Source organism: Moraxella sp. K23, assembly GCF_041154765.1.
Taxonomy (GTDB): domain Bacteria; phylum Pseudomonadota; class Gammaproteobacteria; order Pseudomonadales; family Moraxellaceae; genus Faucicola; species Faucicola tetraodonis.
The window spans coordinates 733,228-757,809 of record NZ_AP031595.1 but is presented as its reverse complement, the minus strand read 5'-3'; the positions used below and the strand labels follow the sequence as shown (position 1 = coordinate 757,809).

The 24,582-nt window shown below is 42.6% G+C and carries 26 protein-coding genes; 16 read left to right on the top strand and 10 right to left on the bottom strand.

Going from position 1 to position 24,582, the window contains the following annotated elements; genetic code table 11:
• Positions 1–30: 30 nt before the first annotated feature.
• From ACAM37_RS03365 to prmB, 5 genes are all read right to left on the bottom strand, one after another.
• Positions 31–279, bottom strand: coding sequence for a hypothetical protein (locus ACAM37_RS03365; protein WP_369626563.1), 249 nt, complete (start codon positions 277–279; stop codon positions 31–33).
• Positions 273–1,049: a protein NO VEIN domain-containing protein gene (locus tag ACAM37_RS03360; protein ID WP_369626562.1), complete on the bottom strand. Its 777-nt coding sequence runs from the start codon at positions 1,047–1,049 to the stop codon at positions 273–275. Before ACAM37_RS03360 ends, ACAM37_RS03365 begins: the two co-directional genes overlap by 7 nt.
• 2 nt (positions 1,050–1,051) lie before the next feature.
• Complete coding sequence (dcm, locus tag ACAM37_RS03355; protein WP_309596013.1) at positions 1,052–1,477, bottom strand: DNA (cytosine-5-)-methyltransferase; 426 nt, start codon at positions 1,475–1,477, stop codon at positions 1,052–1,054.
• Positions 1,478–1,589: 112 nt separating this feature from the next.
• Positions 1,590–1,787, bottom strand: a complete 198-nt coding sequence (locus tag ACAM37_RS03350) for a hypothetical protein (protein ID WP_309596012.1) — start codon at positions 1,785–1,787, stop codon at positions 1,590–1,592.
• A gap of 21 nt (positions 1,788–1,808) precedes the next feature.
• Positions 1,809–2,864, bottom strand: a complete 1,056-nt coding sequence (prmB, locus tag ACAM37_RS03345) for a 50S ribosomal protein L3 N(5)-glutamine methyltransferase (RefSeq protein WP_472826335.1) — start codon at positions 2,862–2,864, stop codon at positions 1,809–1,811.
• Between the two features lie 633 nt (positions 2,865–3,497).
• Between prmB and ACAM37_RS03340 the strand changes: the two genes are divergently transcribed.
• The gene (locus tag ACAM37_RS03340; protein ID WP_369626561.1) at positions 3,498–4,940 is read left to right on the top strand and encodes a L,D-transpeptidase family protein; all 1,443 of its coding nucleotides are present in this window, start codon (positions 3,498–3,500) and stop codon (positions 4,938–4,940) included.
• Positions 4,941–5,076: 136 nt separating this feature from the next.
• Here the strand turns inward: ACAM37_RS03340 and ACAM37_RS03335 are convergent, their stop codons facing one another.
• Positions 5,077–5,298, bottom strand: a complete 222-nt coding sequence (locus tag ACAM37_RS03335) for a hypothetical protein (protein WP_219331461.1) — start codon at positions 5,296–5,298, stop codon at positions 5,077–5,079.
• Between the two features lie 424 nt (positions 5,299–5,722).
• Here ACAM37_RS03335 and ACAM37_RS03330 point away from each other — a divergent pair, with 424 nt between their 5' ends.
• From ACAM37_RS03330 to yaaA, 8 genes are all read left to right on the top strand, one after another.
• On the top strand, positions 5,723–6,187 hold the full coding sequence (locus ACAM37_RS03330) for a hypothetical protein (RefSeq protein ID WP_369626560.1): 465 nt from the start codon (positions 5,723–5,725) through the stop codon (positions 6,185–6,187).
• Positions 6,188–6,328: 141 nt separating this feature from the next.
• Entirely contained in the window at positions 6,329–6,757 is a 429-nt protein-coding gene (gene rpsF / locus ACAM37_RS03325; protein WP_007114929.1) for a 30S ribosomal protein S6, read from the top strand.
• 15 nt (positions 6,758–6,772) lie between these two features.
• Positions 6,773–7,000: a 30S ribosomal protein S18 gene (gene rpsR / locus ACAM37_RS03320; protein ID WP_007114928.1), complete on the top strand. Its 228-nt coding sequence runs from the start codon at positions 6,773–6,775 to the stop codon at positions 6,998–7,000.
• Between the two features lie 15 nt (positions 7,001–7,015).
• A complete protein-coding gene (gene rplI / locus ACAM37_RS03315; protein WP_060994380.1) occupies positions 7,016–7,474 on the top strand; it encodes a 50S ribosomal protein L9 in 459 nt (152 codons plus the stop codon).
• 274 nt (positions 7,475–7,748) lie between these two features.
• On the top strand, positions 7,749–9,170 hold the full coding sequence (dnaB, locus tag ACAM37_RS03310; RefSeq protein WP_369626559.1) for a replicative DNA helicase: 1,422 nt from the start codon (positions 7,749–7,751) through the stop codon (positions 9,168–9,170).
• A 27-nt stretch (positions 9,171–9,197) separates the two neighbouring features.
• Positions 9,198–10,280: an alanine racemase gene (alr, locus tag ACAM37_RS03305; RefSeq protein ID WP_369626558.1), complete on the top strand. Its 1,083-nt coding sequence runs from the start codon at positions 9,198–9,200 to the stop codon at positions 10,278–10,280.
• A 129-nt stretch (positions 10,281–10,409) separates the two neighbouring features.
• The gene (gene argF, locus ACAM37_RS03300) at positions 10,410–11,330 is read left to right on the top strand and encodes an ornithine carbamoyltransferase (protein WP_007114922.1); all 921 of its coding nucleotides are present in this window, start codon (positions 10,410–10,412) and stop codon (positions 11,328–11,330) included.
• A gap of 102 nt (positions 11,331–11,432) precedes the next feature.
• Positions 11,433–12,239: a peroxide stress protein YaaA gene (gene yaaA, locus ACAM37_RS03295; protein WP_369626557.1), complete on the top strand. Its 807-nt coding sequence runs from the start codon at positions 11,433–11,435 to the stop codon at positions 12,237–12,239.
• Positions 12,240–12,466: 227 nt separating this feature from the next.
• Here yaaA and groL read toward each other — a convergent pair whose 3' ends face one another.
• Together groL and ACAM37_RS03285 are read right to left on the bottom strand one after the other, a co-directional pair.
• The gene (groL, locus tag ACAM37_RS03290) at positions 12,467–14,107 is read right to left on the bottom strand and encodes a chaperonin GroEL (RefSeq protein ID WP_007114919.1); all 1,641 of its coding nucleotides are present in this window, start codon (positions 14,105–14,107) and stop codon (positions 12,467–12,469) included.
• 171 nt (positions 14,108–14,278) lie between these two features.
• A complete protein-coding gene (locus tag ACAM37_RS03285; protein WP_198001374.1) occupies positions 14,279–14,572 on the bottom strand; it encodes a co-chaperone GroES in 294 nt (97 codons plus the stop codon).
• Between the two features lie 402 nt (positions 14,573–14,974).
• Here ACAM37_RS03285 and ACAM37_RS03280 point away from each other — a divergent pair, with 402 nt between their 5' ends.
• Both ACAM37_RS03280 and ACAM37_RS03275 read left to right on the top strand, forming a co-directional pair.
• A complete protein-coding gene (locus tag ACAM37_RS03280) occupies positions 14,975–15,670 on the top strand; it encodes a DUF3108 domain-containing protein (RefSeq protein ID WP_369626556.1) in 696 nt (231 codons plus the stop codon).
• A 272-nt stretch (positions 15,671–15,942) separates the two neighbouring features.
• Entirely contained in the window at positions 15,943–17,346 is a 1,404-nt protein-coding gene (locus tag ACAM37_RS03275) for an outer membrane protein transport protein (RefSeq protein ID WP_369626555.1), read from the top strand.
• A 51-nt stretch (positions 17,347–17,397) separates the two neighbouring features.
• Here the strand turns inward: ACAM37_RS03275 and ACAM37_RS03270 are convergent, their stop codons facing one another.
• Entirely contained in the window at positions 17,398–18,288 is an 891-nt protein-coding gene (locus tag ACAM37_RS03270) for a LysR family transcriptional regulator (protein WP_060994372.1), read from the bottom strand.
• 247 nt (positions 18,289–18,535) lie between these two features.
• Here ACAM37_RS03270 and leuC point away from each other — a divergent pair, with 247 nt between their 5' ends.
• From leuC to ACAM37_RS03245, 5 genes are all read left to right on the top strand, one after another.
• A complete protein-coding gene (leuC, locus tag ACAM37_RS03265) occupies positions 18,536–19,954 on the top strand; it encodes a 3-isopropylmalate dehydratase large subunit (protein ID WP_353550946.1) in 1,419 nt (472 codons plus the stop codon).
• A 9-nt stretch (positions 19,955–19,963) separates the two neighbouring features.
• Positions 19,964–20,614, top strand: coding sequence for a 3-isopropylmalate dehydratase small subunit (gene leuD / locus ACAM37_RS03260; protein WP_007114912.1), 651 nt, complete (start codon positions 19,964–19,966; stop codon positions 20,612–20,614).
• A 302-nt stretch (positions 20,615–20,916) separates the two neighbouring features.
• Positions 20,917–21,561 (top strand): hypothetical protein, encoded by a 645-nt coding sequence (locus ACAM37_RS03255; protein ID WP_007114911.1) that lies wholly within the window; start codon positions 20,917–20,919, stop codon positions 21,559–21,561.
• Between the two features lie 130 nt (positions 21,562–21,691).
• The gene (leuB, locus tag ACAM37_RS03250; protein WP_060994371.1) at positions 21,692–22,762 is read left to right on the top strand and encodes a 3-isopropylmalate dehydrogenase; all 1,071 of its coding nucleotides are present in this window, start codon (positions 21,692–21,694) and stop codon (positions 22,760–22,762) included.
• A gap of 221 nt (positions 22,763–22,983) precedes the next feature.
• Entirely contained in the window at positions 22,984–24,303 is a 1,320-nt protein-coding gene (locus tag ACAM37_RS03245; RefSeq protein WP_369626554.1) for a L,D-transpeptidase family protein, read from the top strand.
• A 54-nt stretch (positions 24,304–24,357) separates the two neighbouring features.
• Here ACAM37_RS03245 and ACAM37_RS03240 read toward each other — a convergent pair whose 3' ends face one another.
• Positions 24,358–24,582 (bottom strand): hypothetical protein, encoded by a 225-nt coding sequence (locus ACAM37_RS03240; RefSeq protein WP_369626553.1) that lies wholly within the window; start codon positions 24,580–24,582, stop codon positions 24,358–24,360.

Sequence of the window (24,582 nt, the reverse complement as noted above, 5' to 3'; positions counted from 1 at the left end):
GAAATTAGGGTAATTAGGATACTATTTAATTTAATGGCAATAGTGCATTATAATGTCATTAAATCCATCTTGATGTTCATTCATAATAATTTTTGACACCAGCATATTTGTAAAGCTATAAATCTCTTCTCTCGTATAAAACTTATCAAGAAAATTCATCTCATTGTCTGAACAATCAAAATAAAACTCAATTTCTTCACGAATACTGTCTGCGTAAGAACCATTTTTATTATTTAAACACTCGAAAAATATATGTTTTTTATGTTCAAAATCTAGCATATTTCACAATCCAAATGATATTCTTTAATAAGCTTTGACTGTAAAATAACTTCTTTAAATCTCAGCTCATTAACAGGATTTTCAATAGTTAAAAATCGTGGTATCTCATTTAAATTTAATACCAGAGTCAAAATATAATCGTGCTTAAATTCTTGAGCCTTAATATACTCGTTTTCAGTTAGTCGAACTTTTCCTTTATTTTGACGAATACCTTTAACTTCAGCTAAATATTCGGTTGAGCGTGTTGAAATTTGGAAATCATAGCCATCACCAAATAATCTTGCATCCTGTAAGACCCCACTACGAAATATTTCAATCGACTTAAAATTGTTCATAAAATATAATTCGGCTTCTAGTCCTGTTTCTTGCATTCTCTTGAATTTAGTTTTTGTAATTGGTGCTATACTGTGTTCAGCTATAAAACTTGAGATATTATATTCATTACTCAAAATTAACTTAACAATATTAGCAAAATCAATCACATTTTCAGAGCCAAATAAGCTATCAATTAGTAGTTTGCGATGTTCATAAACTTCTTTTTTCTGCCACCAGCCTAGTCTGCCATTATCAAAATAAGGGTCAAATAAATCTTGACGATTTTTAATGACACTTCTAGTTTCGACAATTTCAAAATCTACGAAATATTGATAAAACTGTTCTTTTGTTTTACATCCAAATTGCTGAATAAAATCATTATTAAATTTTGCTAATCCATAGCCCAATAAATTTAGCAACTCATAATGTTCATGTTTATTGCTTTTATTTTCCATTTTTAGCTCATATAAATATTTAATCTATCTAAAATAACATTAAAGGTATTACCTTTATCATGTGATACCAAATTTTTAACATTTTCCAAAAAAACAACTTTAGGTCTATGACTTTTAATGATTTGCTCAATATCAAAAAACAAAGTGCCACGGCTATCAGAGAAGCCTTTTTGATAGCCTGCAATCGAAAAGGCTTGACAAGGAAAACCTGCACACAGAATATCAAATTTTTGTGGTATTTTCGCTTTCGTTTCAGCTAACGTAATATCACCAAATGGCATTAACCCATGATTCACAAAATAGGTTTTCTGAGCATTCACATCAATTTCACTTGCAAATACACATTTGCCGCCTAATTGCTGTAAGGCAAAATGAAAGCCCCCAATCCCGGCAAATAAATCAATAAAGGTAAATTTTTTTACACTCACGTTATTATCTCAATTTTAATCATCTTCAAAAGGAATAGGTCGACTACTAATTGTGCGCAGGGGTAATTCAAACTCTATATCCGCAACCGCAGGGTCAGCATTGGCAAAAATATCATATAAAAATATCATATAAAGATGGCTTTTTTATAGACTGCTGTGGCATCTCAAAATCTTGCTTTTTAGCCATTGTTTCAAAAGCAGGATTGAGCGTTGCCACAACTTTGCCATTGCTAACAATTTCAACAGGGGTTTTGGCTTCTGTGAGTTGCTGTTGAACGACCATAGGTAATTGGCTTAATTCTAAAATCATAACTCCCCCTACTAAATCAAATCACCCATTAACATACTGAGCAAAATATTCCCGATTCTCCATCAATTCATCATAATCCATGGCAAAAATCCCATGCCCGCCATGCGCAAAGGTTAACCAATCAAACTGAATTTCAGGATAGGCTTGACGCAGTGCCCATTCACTATCCCCCACCTCGCACACCAGCAAGCCGTCACGAGTCAGATAATCTGGGGCGTTGTATAAAATATGATGCACCAAATCCAAGCCATCCTGTCCCGCTGCCAACGCGTGGTCTGGCTCATGCAAGAACTCGGGTGGCAAATCTGCCATCGTTGCCGCATCGACATACGGCGGGTTGGTCACAATCAAATCATATTGATTTTCTGCAGGTACTTTTTCAAATAAGTTTGACTCAATCAAATTGACTTGATGGTTCATATGATGATGTTCCACATTGACCGCTGCCACTTCCAGCGCGTTTTTATCGATATCACTGGCATCGACCATTGCATCAGGGAAACGGCTTGCCAAGGCAATGGCAATACACCCTGACCCTGTACACAAGTCCAGCATACGCTCTGGTTGTGCTAACTGCTTATCATACAATCCGTGGTCATGAAATTTTTTGTCATTAGTAGTGCCACTGATTTTTTCAACCAAATCATTCGGCTCAAAATAGGGATAAAACTGCTGGCGAATCAGCTCAGCAATTGGTGAACGTGGAATCAATACCCGTTCATCCACATAAAATGGCAAATCGCAAAAATAAGATAAATTAATTAAATAACTTAAAGGTTTGCGTTCTACGATACGGCGCTGCAGCAATGTCAATACTTCTGATTTTTCGCTATTGGTCAGGCGACAATCTAAAATTTGCTCATCGGCAGACCAATCAAGTGACAAGGTTTGTAGCACAATAGCCGAAGCCTCAGCAAACTCATCTGTAGTACCTTGCGCGACTACCACATCATGCTCGCGTAATTTACTGACCCCAAAACGGATAAAATCGCGAATCGTTTTTAGGGTTTGGTGGGCTTCAGCAAACTCTTGTTGCATGGTGTCAAAAATGTCATCTGACTCGGTTTCTTCATCCATATCAAGTGCTTGCAAATCGATTTGCAAATCGTCAAAATTTTGTGAATCTTGATTTTGGTCAAAAGATGGCGTGTGAGAAACATTGGCTGATGCAAATGGCGATGATGACATAGTGGTTAACCTAAAAAATTTTGAATTAAAATTATAATATACTTTGATTTTTTTACAAATTATTTAACAAGCTAAAGTCATTTCACAACTTAAAGCTTCGCAGATTTGTACCCTTGAATATTTAATTATTAAGTTATCCTATAAACATTGCAAGCACGCCTATTGCCAATAGTGCAAAACATTTTACACACTTTTTAGCTTTATTTTGCTATAAGAATACAGCTTGGTTAAAAAATTTTACCATTATCTATCGCGCGATTTGTTAATGTTAAACTTAGGATAGATAAATTTATCTATGGAACAATTTGACTATAGAAATTCAACTAAAGAGCAGTTTAACTACGGCGCAAGGTTGTTAAACGCCTTGGCAAACGCTACTTAGATTGCCGTGCTGCCAACAAATGAGCCATTGCCCGAAAAGTTGGTTTTTATAGTATAATTGCTGCCAATTTATGCTTTTATTGTACGTTATTTATATTGTCCCTTATTTTTATTTGTTATTGCCGATTATTGAGTCAATCTATGAAAAAATTTGTACTATCTACCCTAGCTTGTCTGATTGCCAATCAAGCATTTGCAGCCACCAATACGGTCTCAGACACCACCGCCACCAAAAAAACGACCACGACTAAAACTGCCACCACGAAAGCGGCTAGCGCCTCTACCGCAGCCGCGACTGCTATAAAAACCACTACCGATAGTAAAACGGCTAAAAAATCGCAAAGCAAAGCCGCAACCACTACTGCTAAAAAACCGCAAACAGCCAAGCCCGCAGCTAGCGTCACACAATCTACCGCTACACCGAAAGTCGCCTCGGCTACTGCAATGACGGCAGCAAAACCAACGCCAGCAGCAACCGATATCCCTTTGACCGCAATCCCAGCCACCACCACGGCATTAGGCATTAAAGAAGACGCCACCCAAACAGGTATCGACAGTGACTATACCTCGGGTGCAGGTGTCGCAGGCGCGAGCTCTGAAGAAGTCAACAATACTACGACGGCTGCGCCAACTTTTGACCCGACGACGGTAGGTAACAATAAAACAGCAACGACACCTGCCAGTTTTTCTACCCTAAATTTGTCTGACTACGCACAGCTAGTCAATAGCGCCGACTGGAAACCTGGTCAAAATGTTAACTCAGCAACGACCTTAAAACTTCAAGCCTTGTTAGATTGGAATCATGCTTCACCGGGTCCGATTGATGGCGGCTGGGGTATGAATGCCAAAAAAGCGCTCAAAAATTTCCAAGCCATGCATGGACTACCCCAAGATGGTCGTATGAGCGCGGAAGTTTGGAAACTGTTAAATGAAAAAATCCCTGCCAATCAGCCTGTGTTGGTCGGTTATACCTTGACGCAAGAAGATATTAAAGGTCCGTATCAGCCAACACCGAGTGGTAGTGAAGCCAAATCTAAAATGAAAGGTCTATACTATCAAGACGTCCAAGAAATGTTGGCTGAACGTTTCCACATGGATATTCGCTATCTTAAAAAGCTTAATAGCGATAAAAAATTCACCGTGGGTGAAACCATCACCGTCTTTAACCCAGGCGCGCCGCTCAATGAGAAAATCACCCGTTTGGTTGCCAAAAAAGCCGACAATATCTTATACGCTTATAATGGCGATAGATTAATTGCCACTTATCCTACCACGGTCGGTAGTAGTGATACACCGTCTCCTACGGGTACCTTTAGTATTGTCAATCGTGTTAAAAACCCTTGGTACCGCGCCAGTAGCGGTGAAGGCAAAGATAAAAAAGTGTTTATGTTGCCGCCAGGACCCAAAAGTCCAGTCGGTGTGGTATGGATGGGACTGAGTAAACCCTCATACGGGATTCATGGCTCGCCCGTTCCTGAAGGCATTAGCCGTCAAGCCTCGCACGGCTGTGTTCGCTTAACCAACTGGGATGTGCTTGAAGTGTATGCCAATGTTGATACAGGTACCAAGGTAGATTTACAGTAGCTGTTGAGCTACAGCGTTTAGCACCGTAGTCTAGCGTGAGTGCTACACTTTTAACTTTATTAGCCATAAAAAAACCGCTTAGCTTTTGTTAGTTAAGCGGTTTTAGTGATTTTAGTTGTTTATCGAGCGTACTTTGTTATCGCGCAACTGGGGTTACTGGGGTTTTGGCAATATTCAGTGTTTGCATTTTTTTGGCGACAATCCATGCAATTGGAATAGATAGGATTAAACCGACAATCGCTGTGGCTATAATGTGTGGAATTTGGTCAAAACCAGTTACCAGCGCAATGGTCATTAAAACACCGATAGTCACACCAAAAGCGATTGTAAAAATTGCGCTAAATAATTGCCAGTTCATAACAACTCCTTATCATTGTGTAAATAGATGTATTTGTTACGTATAGTTATAATCCAATCCCACACTCAATACAAGGGAAAAAAAGATTAAACAAATGCACGACCTAAAACAATTGGTTATCAATTCCACATTTTTAGTAAGGTTTAATTTGAATCAAATTTATTGAGAAATCTAAAAAACTCGCGTTTTTTTCCGATTAATATCACCGAGGTCGAGGAATTTAATTGGCTTTATAAACATTGATGAAAAAAAATCCCACCCGATTTTTTAAGATTAATGTCACATTTTTTAGTAACTATTTTTAGTAACTATGACCCAATAACATGACTTGGTTAAAAAATTTGGGTAAAAAAATTTTCTGTAATCTGCTATGTTAGCGGTGTTTATCAATTGTTTAACACAGTAAAGGACAGAAGTATTTAACATGCATCAACAATTTTCTTTTTTTGCCGCTATCAAGCCATCTAAACGCCTAGCTACTAAACGCCAAGCTACTAAACGCATAGGAAGTGCCGCTGCAGTGATTGGCTCAGCCCTTGCCTTGGGCGGCTGCGCCTCTACCACAGGTAGCGGTGTGATGGATGCTAATAGCACCATCGGCACTGCCAACAATGTCGGCATGGCGATATTTAAAGCCGCGGTGAATCAACAATGCCAAACTCAATTACAAAATAACCAATACTGGCGCTTGGGCAGTGTATTGATGACTTCCGACAAGCAAGCAGAGGTAGCGAGCAATGTCTGTAGCTGCGTCAGCGAAAAAGCCCCGCAGTCCGTCACCATTGTCGATTTGACCACAGCAGCAGTTGACCCGACCGCGCGCAATGTCATTGTGGCGCGCGCCGTATCTAATACCTTGCAGCAATGCGTGGGCGAATTTGTTAAGTAAATATTAACTTGCTACTGAGTGTGCGCTACTATATAATAGCGCACCTTGTTTATACCAATTTAGATGATTCTAACTTAGGTGCATTCAATCTCCTTGCTGTTGACACGGGGTCAACGGCTGTATAATCCGTGAGGAGTCTTTATGAGACATTATGAACTGGTATTATTGGTTCACCCAGACCAAAGTGACCAAGTGGTTGGCATGGTTGAGCGCTATATCAACTTAGTAAAAGAACAAGGTGGTGCTATCCATCGCCTAGAAGATTGGGGTCGTCGTCAATTAGCTTACCCAATCAACAAAGTTCACAAAGCTCACTATGTGCTATTAAACATTGAAGCGGGTCAACAAACGCTTGATGAGCTTGAAGAATTATTCCGTTATAACGATGCTATCATCCGTAGCTTAGTTATCCGTCGTGACGAAGCGATTACTGAAGAATCACCATTAGCAAAAAGTGCTGAAGAAAAACGTGCTCGTAAAGCTTCACGCCGTAACGATACAGCTCAAGATGACTATCAATCAAATGATGATGAGTCAGAAGTTGATGCTGAAGACAACAACGACGAATAATTAAGGAGACTAATCATGGCACGTTTTTATCGCCGCCGTAAATTTTGCCGTTTTACTGCTGAAGGCATTACCCATATCGATTATAAAGATATCGAAATCCTAAAACAGTATGTCACTGAAAGTGGCAAAATCGTACCAAGCCGTATCACTGGTACTTCAAACAAATATCAACGCCAATTGGCTGTAGCAATCAAACAAGCACGTTATCTTGCGTTGATTCCTTACACTGACAGCCAAAAATAAACCGAGGAGTGATATATGCAAGTTATTTTATTACAACGTATCGCTAACCTAGGTAAACTAGGCGATACTGTTAATGTAAAAGCAGGTTACGGCCGTAACTTCCTTGTACCACAAGGTAAAGCATTACCAGCCACTGCTTTTAACATCGAAAAATTTGAAGCACGCCGTGCAGAACTTGAAAAAGTAGAAGCCGATGAATTAGCCGCTGCTAATGCCCGTGCTGAAGCGCTACAAGACGTTAATGTTATCATCCGTGCAAAATCAGGTGATGAAGGCAAACTATTTGGTTCTATCGGTACTCGCGATATCGCCGATGCCTTAACCAAATCTGGTTTACCTGTTGACCGTTCAGAAGTTAAATTGCCTGAAGGTGCATTACGTCAAATTGGCGAATATAATGTTGATATCCAATTACATCACGATGTAATGACCAACATTCAAGTCACTATCTTGGCAGAAGATTCAGCTGCTTAATTGATAGTTTACTTTAAAAAAGAGATGGCTTTGCTGTCTCTTTTTTTTATTGTTTACGGCGTAAAAATTCAACAAAAAAGCCTAAAATTCAAGCTGATTTCATTCAAAAAAATTGCCGTTTTTTTATATTTTTCTCATTAGAATTTGAATGGTTTTTTCGGTATATTGACTGTTCTATTTCGATGCGTGTGTTAGACTCACAATTTGCAAACGATAACTTTTAGCAAACTTTTGCCCTTTCAAACTATTTAAAATAACTTTATCACAGGTCATCATGGCAGACGATAAAACCAAAGAGAACGATCTTAAGAATACTTCGCTGACGCAGCATCAACCGCACAGTATGGACTTAGAAAAGTCCGTCCTAGCGTCGCTGATGAGCCTTGAAGAGTCGTTTGATCGCATCTCAGATATTATTACCAAATATGATTTTTATGCACAGCGCCATCAATATATTTTTGATGCCATCTCTCATCTTGCCAATGCCAATGAGCCCTATGACGCCACCATGGTGATGGACTGGCTCGATATGCAAAAACTGCTTGAGCCTGCGGGGGGTAGCGATTATCTAGGCGATATCCTATCACAAAGCCCAGCGACGCTGTTTAACTTGACTGCTTATGCACAGCGGGTCAGGGAATTTTCGACTTTACGCCAAATCATCAAAGCCGGCAGTCATATGCTAGAGCTTGCCTTTGACCCAAAAAATCAAAGTGTCAGTGATATTTTAGACACCGTTGAAAGCGAAATTTTTGCCATCAATGAAACCCATAGCCGCCAATCTAAACACAAGGGTCCTACCCAACTGAGCGATGTTATTACCAATGTTGTCGATAATATCCGAGAACTTAAAGACCATCCTGAAGGTATGATTGGGCTTAAGACGCCGTTTGAAGAACTCAATAATAAAACCCAAGGGCTGCAAGCAGGCGATCTCATTATCGTGGCAGCACGTCCTTCGATGGGTAAAACCACGTTTGCGATGAATTTAGCAGAGAGTATTTTATTTCATACCGATTTACCGGTGGTGGTGTTTTCAATGGAAATGCCTGCCGAGTCAATTGTGATGCGTCTATTGTCCTCTTGGGGGGCCATCAACCAAACCCATTTGCGCTCAGGTCAAATGAATGAAGATGAATGGGGTAAACTCTCCAATGCCATCGCCCATCTGCATGCTAAAAAACTGTATATCGATGACAGTACTGCGCTACCGCCATCTGAGGTTCGTTCGCGCTGTCGCCGTATTGCCAAAGATAATGATGGCAAACTTGGGATGGTAATGGTCGATTATTTACAATTGATGAAAGTCCCAGGCTTAGGCGACAACCGCGTGGGTGAGATTTCGGAGATTTCACGAAGCTTAAAAGCGCTTGCCCGTGAGATGAATTGCCCTGTGGTGGCTTTATCACAGCTAAATCGGAGCTTGGAGAATCGCCCCAACAAACGCCCGATTATGTCGGACTTACGGGAGTCGGGTGCCATTGAGCAGGATGCCGATTTGATTATGTTCATTTATCGTGATGAGGTTTATAATGAAAACAGCGATGCTAAAGGCACAGCTGAGATCATTATTGGTAAACAGCGTAATGGACCTATTGGGACAGTGCGCCTGTCCTTTGAAGGGCAATTTACCCGTTTTGGTAACTTAACTCCTGATTTTTACCAAACCGCTTCCTTTAGCGAACCTGATGAATAAAAATTTTACTGCAACAAGGTCAAGATTGTGCGTCAAACCAGCATCACCATCGATTTAGCAGCGCTTACCCATAACTTACAACGCGTCAAAGATTATGCCCCGACCGCCAAGGTGTTAGCCATGGTCAAAGCCAATGCCTACGGGCATGGCGCCGTCAACTGTTTACCCGCCGTAGCACAAGCCGATGCCTTAGGTGTCGCTTGTTTGCAAGAAGCGATAGAACTGCAACAGGCTGGCTGGCAAAAATTAATGGTAGTGATTGAAGGCGCGTTTTCATTAGCAGAATGGCAATATTGTATAACGCATCAAATCGAATGCGTGGTACATCACCAACGCCAATTAGACTGGGCGTTGCAGCAGCCTGCTAAAACGGGCGCAACCGTCTGGCTAAAACTAAACACTGGCATGAACCGCCTTGGCTTTACATCGGATGAAATCAAGGAAATTGCTCAGCAATTAACTGAGGCAGGTTACGAAATTGTTTTGACCACCCATTTTGCCAACGCTGATGTCATCGATCATCCCAATAACCAACAACAGTTTGAGTTATTTGATTCCACCCTACAAATGCTACGTGACCAAGTAAACCCGGCGATTAAAGGCTCATTGTGTAATTCAGCAGGGATTGTGAACTGGTCAGACCGCTATTATGATTGGGTGCGCCCAGGCATTATCTTGTATGGGGCAACACCTGTAAATCATGCCACTGCCAAACAGCTAAATCTGCAACCTGTCATGCATTTTAACGCCAGTATCATGGCAATTCATACGCTAAAAGCGGGCGATAGCGTGGGTTATGGTAGTCGCTGGACTGCCCAAGCCCCAGCGCGCATCGGCATTGTCAGTGTGGGTTATGCCGATGGTTATCCAAGGGTGATTAGCGATAATGCGTATGTCGTCGTCGCAGGTCAACAGGCGCCTATCATCGGTCGCGTGGCGATGGATATGTTGATGGTTGATTTAACCCATACTACCGAGGTAAACCTTGACTGCCCTGTCCAGCTTTGGGGGAACGCACCGACCATTGATGAAGTGGGTAGCTGGAATGATACCATTAGCTATGAGCTATTAAGCGTGGTCACTCGACGTCCAACGTGGATTTATCAGTAATAGCTGTTAGCTATGTGACGGATGTTAAAGTGACACAAATGCGTCAATTTGCTAGACAGTTTGGATAAATCCGCTATACTGATAGTTTACTGTAATGTTTATTGACAAAATTGGGATGTAGGACAGGCAATGAGTACCCGCCATTTTTTGACGTTATTGGATTTTAGCAAAGAAGAATTGATGCAAGTGATTAAACGCGGTAGCGAACTGCGTTTGATGCAGCATGAAGGGGTTATTTATCAGCCTTTTGTCGGTCGTACCTTGGGGATGATTTTCGAAAAATCGAGCACCCGTACCCGTATTTCGTTTGAAACAGGGATGGGACAATTTGGCGGTCATGCCATATTTTTATCACCTCGTGATACCCAGCTCGGCCGTGGCGAACCGATTGAAGATTCGGCACGTGTTATCTCACGCATGGTCGATATCGTCATGATTCGCACCTTTGAACACAGTATTGTTGAAAAATTCGCCCAGTATTCGCAAGTGCCTGTTATCAATGCACTTACTGACGAACAGCATCCTTGTCAGCTACTAGCCGATATCCAAACCTTTATGGAGCACCGTGGCAGCATCGAAGGCAAAACGGTGACTTGGATTGGGGATGGCAATAATATGTGCGCTTCTTTTATCCATGCCGCGCATCAATTTGGCTTTCAATTGCGGGTTTCCGCCCCTTATGGGTTTGAACCTAATGCCGACCTCATCAAACAGTATTCGCACTGTGTCGAGCTGGTCGAAGATGTTAATGAGGCGGTCAAAGGCTCGCATTTGGTTGCCACCGATGTATGGGCAAGTATGGGACAAGAAAGCGAGCAAAATACTCGTGCGCGGCGATTTGCTCAGTATATGGTGACCCGTTCATTACTGGATAAAGCCGATCCAGACGTCTTGTTTATGCATTGTCTGCCTGCCCACCGCGGCGAAGAAATCTCCTATGATTTGCTTGAGGATCCGCGCGCTGTGGTATGGGATGAAGCCGAAAATCGTCTGCATGCCCAAAAAGCGCTGATGGAATTTTTGTTAACCGATAAAATCAAACTCGCCTAATCTATTGAGCCTGGGCGTTATCTTTGCGCCCTGCTATGCCATTATCATTATATTAACCGCTCGAATTCTTAACCAATAAAATAAAGCAAACGGAACATAGCCATGTACTTTGTGCTCTCGCCTGCCAAAAATTTGAATGAAAAAAATGATTTACCTTTTGATTTTAGTCAGCATTATACCCAGCCTGCTCTGATGGCGCACGCTTGCGAATTGATGGGCGAATTAAAAACATTAGCGCCAACCGATTTGTCGGCGTTGATGAGTATCTCAGGTAAACTTGGGCAATTAAATGCCGTGCGCAACCAAAATTGGCGATGGGATACTACCCAGCCATTTAGCACCGATCATGCTGACATACCTGCTAAAGCGGCGTTGTATTTATTTGATGGCGATGTCTATACAGGTTTGGCAGCGCAGCAAATGACTAAGCAGCAAGTCCATTATTTAAATGAGCGATTAGGTATTTTATCTGGGTTGTACGGCTTGTTAAAACCGCTTGATTTGATGCTACCTTATCGCCTGGAAATGGGCACAAAGCTAAAAAATCCCAGAGGCGATAATTTGTATCAATTTTGGGGCGATACGATTACTGATTTAATCAATCAACGCATGGCAGAAAATAAACACAAAGTTTTGGTAAACTTGGCTTCCAACGAATACTTCAAGTCGGTCAATCCCAAAAAAATTACGGCTGATATTATCACGCCTCGCTTTGAAGACGGCAAAGATGGTCAATATAAAGTGGTAAGTTTCTATGCCAAAAAGGCACGCGGCTTGATGGTGCGTTTTGCCGCTGAAAATCAGCTGACAACCGCGCAACAGTTAAAAGACTTTAACTTGGAAGGCTATCAGTTTGTTGAAAATGCTTCAAGCTCAACTGAGTATGTTTTTAGACGGGATAATGATTAACTGCGCCGCCATTTAACGCAAAATATTCGCCCATAAATCCACACTCATACTATCTTTTAACACATTTTTATTGAATACACCGATGGTGTTGGCTTGTGGTAGTGAAGCGGTCGGTAGTTCCATCGTCATGGTTGTGATAATTTCCCTAATTAAAAAACCCTATTAAACCGAAGTTTAATAGGGTTTTAATTTTAGCTAAATGGCTTGAGTAGGATATAATCTTTAGATTACATCATGCCGCCCATACCACCCATGCCGCCCATACCACCCATGGCAGCAGCGCCAGCGTCGTCTTTTGGCAGGTCAGTAATCATTGCTTCTGTCGTAAGCATCAAGCCTGCCACAGATGCTGCGTTTTCAAGCGCTGAGCGAGTGACTTTGGCTGGGTCTAAGATACCCATTTCAAGCATATCGCCATATTCACCAGTCGCTGCGTTGTAACCGTAGTTACCTTGACCGCCTTTGACTTGGTTTACCACCACAGATGCTTCATCACCTGCGTTGGTCACGATTTGACGAAGTGGGGCTTCCATCGCACGGCGTAAAATGTTGATACCCGCGGCTTGGTCGTCATTGTCACCATTGACATTGTCAAGCGCAGAGATAGCACGAACCAATGCCACACCACCACCTGCTACAACGCCTTCTTCGACGGCAGCACGAGTTGCATGCAAGGCATCATCCACACGGTCTTTTTTCTCTTTCATTTCAGTTTCAGTCGCCGCACCGACTTTGATAACTGCCACACCGCCTGCGAGTTTAGCAATACGCTCTTGTAGCTTTTCTTTGTCATAATCAGAGGTTGATTCTTCCACTTGGCGACGGATAGAGGCAACACGATCATCGATTTCAGTTTTTTGACCGGCACCATCGACAATCACAGTGTTTTCTTTACCAACCGTCACTTTTTTGGCAGTACCTAATACTGATAAATCCGCAGTTTCTAAGCTCATGCCCAGTTCTTCTGATACAACTGTACCACCCGTTAAGATAGCGATATCTTGAAGCATCGCTTTACGACGGTCACCAAAACCAGGGGCTTTGACAGCACAAACTTTTAAACCGCCGCGCATGTTATTCACAACTAAAGTTGCCAAGGCTTCGTTTTCAACATCTTCAGCAATGATCAGTAAGGCTTTACCAGATTTCATCACGTTTTCAAGCAGTGGAATCAATTCACGGATGTTGCTGATTTTTTTGTCGACTAACAAGATTAATGGGTTTTCTAGTTCAGCGGTCAATGTATCTGCTTTATTGGCAAAGTATGGGCTGATGTAGCCACGGTCAAACTGCATACCTTCAACGACTTCAAGGGTATCTTCAAAGCCTGAACCTTCTTCAACAGTGATTACGCCTTCTTTACCCACTTTTTCCATCGCCTGAGCGATTAAGTCACCGATAGTTTGGTCAGAGTTAGCTGAGATAGAGCCAACTTGCGCGATGGCTTTGGTGTCATTGGCTGGGGTTGAAAACGCGTGGATTTGTGCAACAACGGCACGCACACCTTTATCGATACCACGTTTTAAGTCCATTGGGTTCATGCCAGCGGCAACTGATTTCATGCCTTCTTGCAAAATCGCTTGGGCTAAAACAGTCGCTGTGGTAGTACCGTCACCTGCAACATCATTGGTTTTGCTTGCAACTTCACGAACTAGCTGTGCACCCATGTTTTCAAATTTGTCATCAAGTTCGATTTCTTTAGCCACTGATACGCCATCTTTAGTGATGGTTGGTGCGCCAAAAGATTTATCGATAACCACGTTACGACCTTTAGGACCCAATGTTACTTTAACCGCATTTGCCAATACGTTGACACCGTCAATCATTTTTGCACGGGCATCAATACCAAATTTTACATCTTTAGCCATGTTAAATTCTCCAAATTATAAATTTTTATTTGTATAAGGTAGTCCAAATTGCTACCACGGTTGCTATCAATTATTTTACCAAGTACTTAACCAGTTAGATTAAGACTAGGTAAATTAAGACTAGATAAATTAGCATTTAGATAAAAAACGATTGTTTAGAGCAATGACTGATTAACCTTCAATCACACCTAATACATCACTTTCTTTCATAATCAATAATTCTTCACCATCTACTTTAACCGTTGAGCCGGCGTATTGACCAAATAGTACTTTGTCGCCAACTTTGACATCGAGCGCACGTACATCGCCGTTTTCACGGATTTGACCATTCCCTACTGCAATGACTTCACCTTGAGAAGGTTTTTCTTGGGCACTGCCTGCTAGTAATAAACCGCCAGCCGTTTTTTGTTCTTCTTCGCTGCGACGCACGACGATACGATCATGTAAAGGACGAATTGCCATAATCTACTCCATAAATTAACTGTTAAATTATTGTTTGAAAGCCGTAGTTAGCTTTGAAAGCTGTGATCAGCTCAGAGGTTAGCTCAAAAGACCACCGCTATTTTGCCGACCACAAAAAGATGATAACTATCTGTTTACATAAATAATCCTATGCTTATCACATGTTATCAATTCACTGTCTAACAGTGGGGATGTCTGCCAATTTGTTCAAGCAGAAAATTACGAAATTTTGCAATTTGTTGTCAATTTTTTAACTACCTAGCCCAAACACTTCATAAAGACTGTCGTTTATTGCACAATTACAATCTTTTGTTAACTGGCTTGTATTTGCTTGCCGTCAATACTACTGTATGCATACCAAACAGATTTAACCTTATCTTATGAACGTTATTTGATGGATGAAACATGAAAAATTCTTTAGTAAAAAAGCTAGCCGTAGGTATTTCACTCGTGTCAGCGATGGCTATCACCTCTATGGCGAATGCAGCAGTTGCCCCTTTTAATGCAACCTATAATTTTAATATTGAAGGCAAATACAATGGTACCGCAAGCCGTGTATTGACCCAAACTGGCAATCAGTATTTTTATAATGTTAATGCAAGTGTCGGTAAATTAGCCAGTGCCAAGCAAACCGCCAATTTTGTCAATGCCAATGGCGCTATCTTACCGGTGAGCGCGTTAACCCAATACAAAATTTTGGGGGCGGGTCGTACTACCACCTTAAACTTTAATAATGCAAAAAAACAACTGGTTACCAATTATAAAGGTCAAAACAAAGTCATTGCTTTGCCTCAGCCTGCTTATGATGATTTGAGTTTGGAAATTCAAATTCGCGAGGATTTAAAAGCAGGCAAATTCCGTGGTAACTATTACATGGCAGATCGCAATACCGTTGAAGCGGTGCCCTTTAAGAAATCTGCCATGACTCGCATTACCGTGCCAGCGGGCACTTTTGACGTGGTGCGTATCGATCGCGTGCATGATGATAAAGACCGTCAAACCAGTTTTTGGTTAGCCCCAAAACTTGATTATTTACCTGTCAAAGTGGTTCAAAACAATGATGGTAAAAAAATGGAAATGAATTTGACTAGAGTAAATTAATACTTTGTTATTCTTTGACTCAAACACCGATTATATTAATCGGTGTTTTGTTATGTTTATGTCACTATAAATACGCTATTAGTGACTTATCAGGTCAGAAATTGGCGCTATTTTTGTAAGCCATAAGTTGTCAAGGCGTAAGTTTTTAACTATTCTTTGTGGGTCCATTGGAAGGCCTCACTATCCTGTCTAAGTTTCTCATATCTGTTAGCAACCTTTAGCAAGCTCTCCAATTCGCACTTTATCAATATCCATGTAAAAGGGAGTATTTCATGTCATTAAGATTGCAATCCTTAACACTCGCTATTGCCAGCATTTCATTTGCTAGCGCTGCCCAAGCCGCGGGGCTTGACCGCTCAACTCAGCCAAGTTGGGGGTTTACGCAAGATGGCACTTTTGCGTACATCGAACGAATCACCATCGACCCATCGATTAGTGGCAAAGACAATGCGGCCACCACCCCTTCGCCAACTACGTATGAAGAAGGTCGCGATATTAATAACATGGCGCTAAACTATGATTTTATCAATTATGGGGCAAAAGCAGACGTCAACGATAAAGTCAGTGTGGGTGTGTTTTTTGACCAGCCGTGGGGCGCGGATGTTGAGTTCACCGGCAATAATAACTTTGTTAATGGTACAGTCAGCGCGCAGCAGGTTATTGGTGCAGGACAAGCGGCGCTAGCAGCCGCCACAGCTGCAAAAACTGCCGCCGCCGCTGCAAAAGCAGATCCAACCAACCAAACACTCGCTTATAATGCAGCTAACGCGGTTAAAACCGCACAGCAAGCAGGGGCAGCCTACAATCTAGCAAGCAATATCGCTCAGCATCCCAACGAAGGTACCAATGCCTCCGTTGATAGTAAAAACTTCACGGGTTTGGTGGGTGTCAAATTTGGCGAAAAAAATAATTGGCAAGTATATGGCGGGCCGGTATTACAAAAATTAGAAGGTGAAGTACATTTACGCGGTAAAGCCTACAATTCTACCCAAGGTTATGATGGCATCTTTGCCCAATCGAATGGTTATGGTTGGATGGCAGGTTTAGCCTATAGCAAACCTGAGATTGCGCTTAAAGCGGCGTTGACTTATCGCTCTGACATTGATCATGACACCGTAGCGTATGAGTCCATGCCTGCAACTGGCAAATCAGGCAGTTATGACATGACCATCACTACCCCAAAATCCGTGAATGTTGACTTTCAAACAGGTCTCAATCCAACCACCCTATTGACCGCAAAACTGCGCTGGGTACCTTGGAGTGATTTTTCAATCAAACCGCCTTTGTATAATGCAACGACCAAAAAAGCCACCGGCGCGGATTTTAAACCCCTATATCCCAATGGTTTAAACTTGATTGATTACTCAGATGATGGCTGGGCAGCAGAAGTGGACTTGGGTAAAAAATTAAGTAATCAATGGGCGGTATCAGGCTCAGTGGGTTGGGACAGCGGCGCGGGTGATCCCACCACCACCTTAGGGCCTGTCGAAGGTCATTGGAATGTGGGTCTAGGCGCCAAGTACAATGTTACACCCGAAGTCGCCGTGTCGGCAGGCGTGAAATACTTGATGTTTGGCGATACCAAATCAAAAATCCCCAATGGCGACTTAGTGGGTGATTTCCAAAACAACGATGCTTGGATTTATGGGCTGCGTTTAACTTATCAGAAGAAGTAAGCCCCATAAAAAAAGCCTATCACGTTGATAGGCTTTTTTTATGTCGATCCATTAATCACGATGTTTACCATCCATCTCTAATCCTAACATGTCAAGCAAGGCTGCCATACTTGCAGATACCGTGATATTGGGGTTAGTAACCAATCCCAAATAGCGTTGCAACTCAACAGGTGTATCCATATTAATCGGCTGTAAATCTTGATTGACTAACGTTTGTGGTAACACCGACCAGCCTAGCCCAACCGATACCAACATACGAATCGACTCTAGCGGATTGGTGCTCATCGTAGCATACGGTTTTAAGTTATATTTGGCAAATTCGGCTAAAGTGATTTGACTGGTAAAGGTATTGGCGGCGGGTAAAATCGCTGGATAGTTGGCCAATTGCTCAAGCGTCACGTTCATTTTATGCGCCAGTGGCGATAAAATGCCGGTCACAAAATGCAGCGGATCTGACCATAGCATATGATAATTTAGACGTTTATCATACACAGGGGGTAGGGTTAAAAAAGCCAACGACAAGTCGCCATCAAGGACTGCTTTATGCGCTTGCTCAGAATCGACAAAATGCACTTCCAGCTGTACTGCAGGATAGCTTTGGATAAATTGTTTGAGGACAGCTGGCAGATGATGTAAGCCAATATGATGACTGGTACCAATAATCAGTTTGCCTGATACCGTTTGCTGGCGGTTTTTAAGATTAATTTTTAGATTATCGTAATCATCTAGCCAGCGTTTGGCATGGGGTATCAAGTCATGTGCCGCTTGGGTTGGGATAATACCACGACCCACGGTATCAAAAAGGGTGACATCAAATTCGTCTTCTAAGTTTTTGATACGCTTACTTACTGCAGGCTGTGTAATAAATAATTTATCAGCCGCCTGCGAGATACTACCTGTTTGCATAACCGCTAAAAAAGTATTTAAATTTGTGGTATTCATCTTTCCCCCAACAATAAAATCCTACCATTTGATATAAATAAAAGTTTCATTCTTTAAAAAATACATTAAATAAGATTATAAGATAACGTATGGACAAATACAATTTATTTAATCGTCCAATACATTCCTAAAATTTTCATAAAATATAAAAATCATCAATTAAAATTATCATTTTTCTTTGTTATAATGGCGTTATTGTGTACCCGATTACTACGCCCCTTTATAAAAAAACCATAGGATATGTGTCATGGCAGCGCAAACGCTTTATGATAAACTTTGGCAAGACCACTTAGTCAATCAACGAGACGACGGTTCTAGTCTTATCTATATCGACCGTCATTTATTACACGAAGTCACAAGCCCGCAAGCATTTGAAGGCTTGTCATTGGCAAATCGTGACCCTTGGCGTTTGTCAGCAAACGTCGCCACCCCTGACCATAATGTTCCAACAGTGGCAAGCGAACGTAAAGAAGGGGTGGCAGGTATTAAAGATGACGTCTCTCGCTTGCAAGTAGCCACACTCGATGAAAACTGTGCCAAATTTAATATCACTGAATTTACCATCAATGACGTGCGCCAAGGTATTGTGCATGTGGTAGGCCCAGAACAAGGTTTGGTATTACCTGGGATGACAGTGGTGTGTGGCGACTCACATACCGCAACCCATGGTGCATTAGGCTGTCTTGCCCACGGCATCGGTACCAGTGAAGTTGAGCATGTATTGGCAACGCAGTGTCTTGTGCAAACCAAGATGAAAAATATGCTTATCAAAGTCGATGGTAAATTGGGTGAAGGTGTCACCCCCAAAGACGTGGTACTAGCGATTATTGCAAAAATCGGCACCGCGGGCGGGACAGGCTACGCCATTGAATTTGCAGGCGATGTGTTCCGTGACATGAGCATGGAAGGACGTATGACCGTGTGTAACATGGCGATTGAAGCCGGCGCACGCGTTGGTATGGTGGCAGTTGATGACACCACCATTGAATACGTCAAAGGTCGTCCCTATGCGCCTACCGGTGAAATGTGGGATAAAGCCGTGGCTTACTGGCAAACCCTACACTCAGATGGCGATGCCGTGTTCGATACCGTCATTGAAATGGCAGGCGCGGACATCGCACCCCAAGTATCTTGGGGCACCTCCCCTGAGATGGTGGTTGATATCAGCGCGCACGTCCCTACCCTAGATGCCGCAAAAGATGACGTCCAAAAAGAGGCTTGGACACGCGCCTATGAGTATATGGGTTTGACCGCGGGTCAACCGGTCACTGACATCAAAGTCGATCGGGTGTTTATCGGCTCTTGTACCAACTCACGTATTGAAGATATTCGCGCAGCGGCGGCGGTTATCAAAGGTCGCAGAGTCGCAGATAGCGTCAAAGAAGCGATTGTGGTAGCTGGTTCTGGGTTGGTTAAACAACAAGCAGAAAGCGAAGGGCTAGATAAAATCTTTACCGCAGCGGGTTTTGAATGGCGGGAGCCAGGCTGCTCGATGTGCCTTGCCATGAATGCGGATAAATTGCAGCCAAAAGAACATTGCGCCAGTACCTCCAATCGTAACTTTGAAGGGCGTCAAGGCAATGGCGGACGCACCCATTTGGTCAGCCCTGCCATGGCAGCTGCCGCCGCATTAGCCGGTCATTTTGTTGACGTGAGAAATTATTAAGGTAGAATTATGAAAAAATATACCCTTGAGCAGGGCATTGTCTGCCCACTAGATCGCTCAAACGTGGACACTGACCAAATCATTCCAAAACAGTTTTTGAAATCTATCAAACGCACGGGGTTTGGTGCCAATCTATTTGATGAATGGCGTTATTTGGACGAAGGCTATCCTGGTCAAGACAATAGCAAACGCCCCATTAACCCTGATTTTATTTTGAATCAGCCCCGTTATCAAGGTGCTAACATTTTGCTTGCGCGTAAAAACTTTGGTTGTGGTTCAAGCCGTGAGCATGCCCCTTGGGCGCTCGAAGAATACGGTTTTCGCACGGTGATTGCGCCAAGTTTTGCCGATATTTTCTACAATAACTGCTTTAAAAATGGCATGTTGCCAGTGATTTTAAGCGAAGATGCGGTCAGTGAATTGTTTGCCGAATGTTTTGCCCAAGATGGCTACCAATTAACCGTGGATTTAGAAAAACAGCAAGTGATTTCACCCTCAGGTAAAAGCTATGCGTTTGACGTCGATGAATTTCGTAAGCACTGTCTGCTCAACGGTTTAGACGATATTGGTCTTACCTTACAGCAAGCTGATAGCATCAAAGCGTATGAAGAGAACGCCAAACAATCACGCCCTTGGGTATTTGGCACAGGCGCGGCTTAAAATGCTGCTTGGTTAGGTAAATGTCCACTGTTAGTAGCGTTTCATCATTGATGATTTATCATTGATAGTTTATCCATCATGTATCCCATCCTGCGTATAAGCCGTGTCTAAAGAAGCATTTTTTGACAAAGGCATTTTTTGACAAAGGTTGGCATATTGGTTATGTTAGTCACATTTTAGCGTGCCTATGACTGTGTTTAAATCATGGCATCATCCGCCATAATTATCATCGTCTAACTATGGCAGCCACCCTGTTACTGCAATATTTTAGTTGCCTTTTTTGATTTGAGGGAATAACGACCATGATGTTTACGAAGCGCTTTTTTCGCCCTGACTGTTTGCCTGTTGTAGGTATAGCCATTGCGATTTGTTCGGCAGTGGCGCTATCTGGCTGTCAATCAATGACAAAGCAGCCAAGCGCACGCGCCAAACCCTCAGTGGTAACAGCGCCGCAACCGATTGCTGCAGGCAAAAGCACCCTAAAATGTACCGGCATTTATGCCTGTGAAATCAATCGTATTGGCACGTTGTCAGTTATTAATCAATCGACTCACACCCCGAGCGCTACACTTGGCAACCATAGCCAAGAGACCAGCCCAGTGACCGTCACACCTTTGATGAGTAAGCCGCAGAGCAAATCTACTATACCAAATTACTTGGTAAGTTTTCCCAGTGGTCAGCACGTGGTTGCCACCCGTTTTTATTTGGATGAGGATTTGACGACGGTTGAAAGTTTTAGTTTTATCCATCGTTTTGAAAGCGGTAAACGCTATGAGCTCAAAGCCTACCGCCAAATTCAAAAGACCGATTATAGTTTGCTAGCGCAGTCTGCCCCAACGCCCCTGTGTATTGATTTGTATGAAAATGCCAAACTTACCAATCAATGGTGTAAAAAACCTAATCAGCAAGGCGCTTTATCGAATGAATTTATAAAGATTGCTTTATAGATGCGCCTTAAAGCGTGACGCAAAAAAGCGTCATTCAATAATGCCTGATTCGATTATTTTTTAGAAACTAACAAAATTTTAAAAGCTGCGTTGTCAGCAAAAAGTTGTGGATTAACGTGAAGGAAGTAACATGACAAAACAGATCGCCGTATTACAAGGTGATGGTATTGGTCCTGAAATCATTGGACAAGCTGTCAAAGTATTGGACAAATTAATCGAGCAAGGCTTAGACGCTCGCTATGAGTATGGGCTGTTAGGTGGCTCAGCGTATGATGCGCATGGCTCACCCTATCCAGAAGCTACCCAAACCCTGTGCCGCAAGGCTGATGCGGTATTGCTCGGTGCTGTCGGCGGCCCACAGTATGATAGCCTTGAACGCTCAGTGCGCCCAGAGCGTGGATTACTGGCGATTCGTAAAGACTTAAATCTATTTGCCAATCTTCGCCCAGCCATTCTTTATCCAGAGCTTGCCAATGCCTCAACTTTAAAACCTGAGGTGGTATCTGGGTTAGATATTTTGATTGTCCGTGAGCTCACCGGCGATATTTATTTTGGTGAACCACGCGGTATTCGCACGCTTGAAAACGGTGAGAAAGAAGGCTATAACACCATGAAATACAGCGAATCAGAAATTCGCCGTATTGCCAAAGTCGCTTTTGAAGCGGCACAAAAACGCGGTAAAAAACTCTGCTCAGTTGATAAAGCCAACGTACTTGAGACCACAGAGTTTTGGAAGCAGATTTTCACCGAAGTCGCTGCCGAATACCCAGATGTTGAATTGACTCACATGTATGTCGACAATGCAGCGATGCAGCTGGTCAAAGCCCCAAAACAGTTTGATGTGATTGCCACAGGCAATATTTTTGGCGATATTTTGTCAGATCAAGCCTCAATGCTGACTGGCTCTATTGGTATGCTACCATCCGCGAGCTTAAATGACACAGGTAAAGGGCTATATGAACCATCGCATGGTTCTGCCCCTGATATCGCCGGTCAAAATAAAGCCAATCCATTGGCAACCATTTTGTCATTGGCGATGCTGTTACGTTATAGCCTCAATGATGAAGCCCGTGCCACGCAAGTTGAGCAAGCGGTGCAAAAAGTATTGCAGCAAGGGTTACGCACAGGCGATATCTTTGAACAAGGCACCACGCTGGTTTCTTGCTCAGACATGGGTGATGCGGTCATCGCTAACTTATAATATTTGATTATCCTAATTTTTATCGTGCGTTAAAGGTAGTGTTAGCTGGTCTAACCTGCCTTTTTTTATGCCATTTTTGCCAACATTTTTTTGAAAAATTTGTAAAATCCTGCTTATCTTCAACCGAGTTTTGCTATAGTATGCCATTATCGTTTCTCTAAAACTTCGATGACCTTTCATCCCATCCTTCTTTGCTAAATTTTTCTTAAATTTCAATGACTATGTCTTCTTATTATAAAATTTTACCTTGCTTTACAAGCATCGTGCTTGCTATCAGTTTATCTGCCTGTCAACAGTCACCCAATCAAGCGATGGATGTACCTACAGTTCCGACAGCAAGTACTACAGCTAGTACTGCAGCCAGTACAACCGCAAGTATCGCTGCCTCTTCGCCTGCCCCAACACTAAAAGCCAATGTCAGTCAACAGTTTATTGGCACAAGCTTGGTGCAGCAACGACTGAAACAAGCCTTGCCAGAGATTGCCTATACCACTGATAATTTACCAATGGTTGCCCAGCAAGTAAACCAAGTGAGTTGGTCACCCAAAGGCGCTATTGAATTAAAAACCATGCCTGCCTCTGCGGTGGTGGCGTCACAAGCCGCATCAACCGCATCTGCTTCAGCGACCCAATCTACGCCAGGTTTTCAATCAACTATTGACTACTCTGCGCTCAAACAATCGGCTAATGACAATCCGTCATCCGTGGCTGACAAAGACACGTTACCATCAAAACAAGTGTTCATTAAGCCTGATGAACTGCTGGTATTTAAGACCCAAGCACTGCTTAACTGGCATGGGCATAGTGTGGGTGCACTGACAGGAATAATGAATAAAAACACCATCAAAGCGATGCAGATTTTTCAGCAAAAGCACAATCTGCCCGTAACCACCACGATGGATGAAGCCACTTGGTCAGCGTTAACCAGCAACGAGACTTTAAATAAGCAGCCGATTTTTATCAATTATCAGCTAACGCGCGATGATTTGGTGATTACCAAAGCGCCCAAAGACATGCAATACAAATCAGCGCGTGAAGCAGTAGCTGAAAAGTTCCATATGAGCCAAAAACTGGTAAGTCGATTAAACCCCACCACGCCACTCAAAGCAGGTAACGTTATCACCGTGTACAATCCTTATCAGCCCAATATGACGGAAGTGACCAAGGTTGTGAGCGATAAAAAGAAAAATATCTTGTACGCCTATGCTGCTAGTGGTGAGCTCGTTGCAAGCTACCCGACAACAGTCGGCTCTAATTACACCCCCTCACCGTCTGGCAGTTTAAAAGTTAAAAACCGGGTATTAAACCCCACCTATAATACTGATTTTTCTTCCAAAGAAAAGTGGCTACCACCAGGACCTAACAATCCTGTGGGGCGCGCTTGGATTGGGTTGTCAAAACGGGGCTATGGTATTCATGGCTCGCCTGAGCCTGAGTTAATTAGCGCACAAAAATCACACGGTTGTGTGCGTTTGACCAATTGGGATGCGCTAAGTCTGTATGGCACGATAGCCGATGGCGCGGACGTGGTATTTGAATAAGTTTATATTGTATAGGCTTGAAATAAACACCCCAAAATCTGGGGTGTTTGGTTATTACGATTCCTGTCGCCAAACTTGTTTTCGCAAATCCTGCTTGGTCTGCCTGCGTTGTTTTTTACGGGCGATTTCGACATCGTCTTTTTCATGCAGTCCGCCTTTTTGCAAAAGCGGATTTAACGCCAAGTAATTACGGGGTTTAACAGCCAAATTGGATTGAGTGATTGACGGATTTTTATCCAGTTGCTCGCCCAATTTGATTAATTGTTTTTGGTTTTTCAT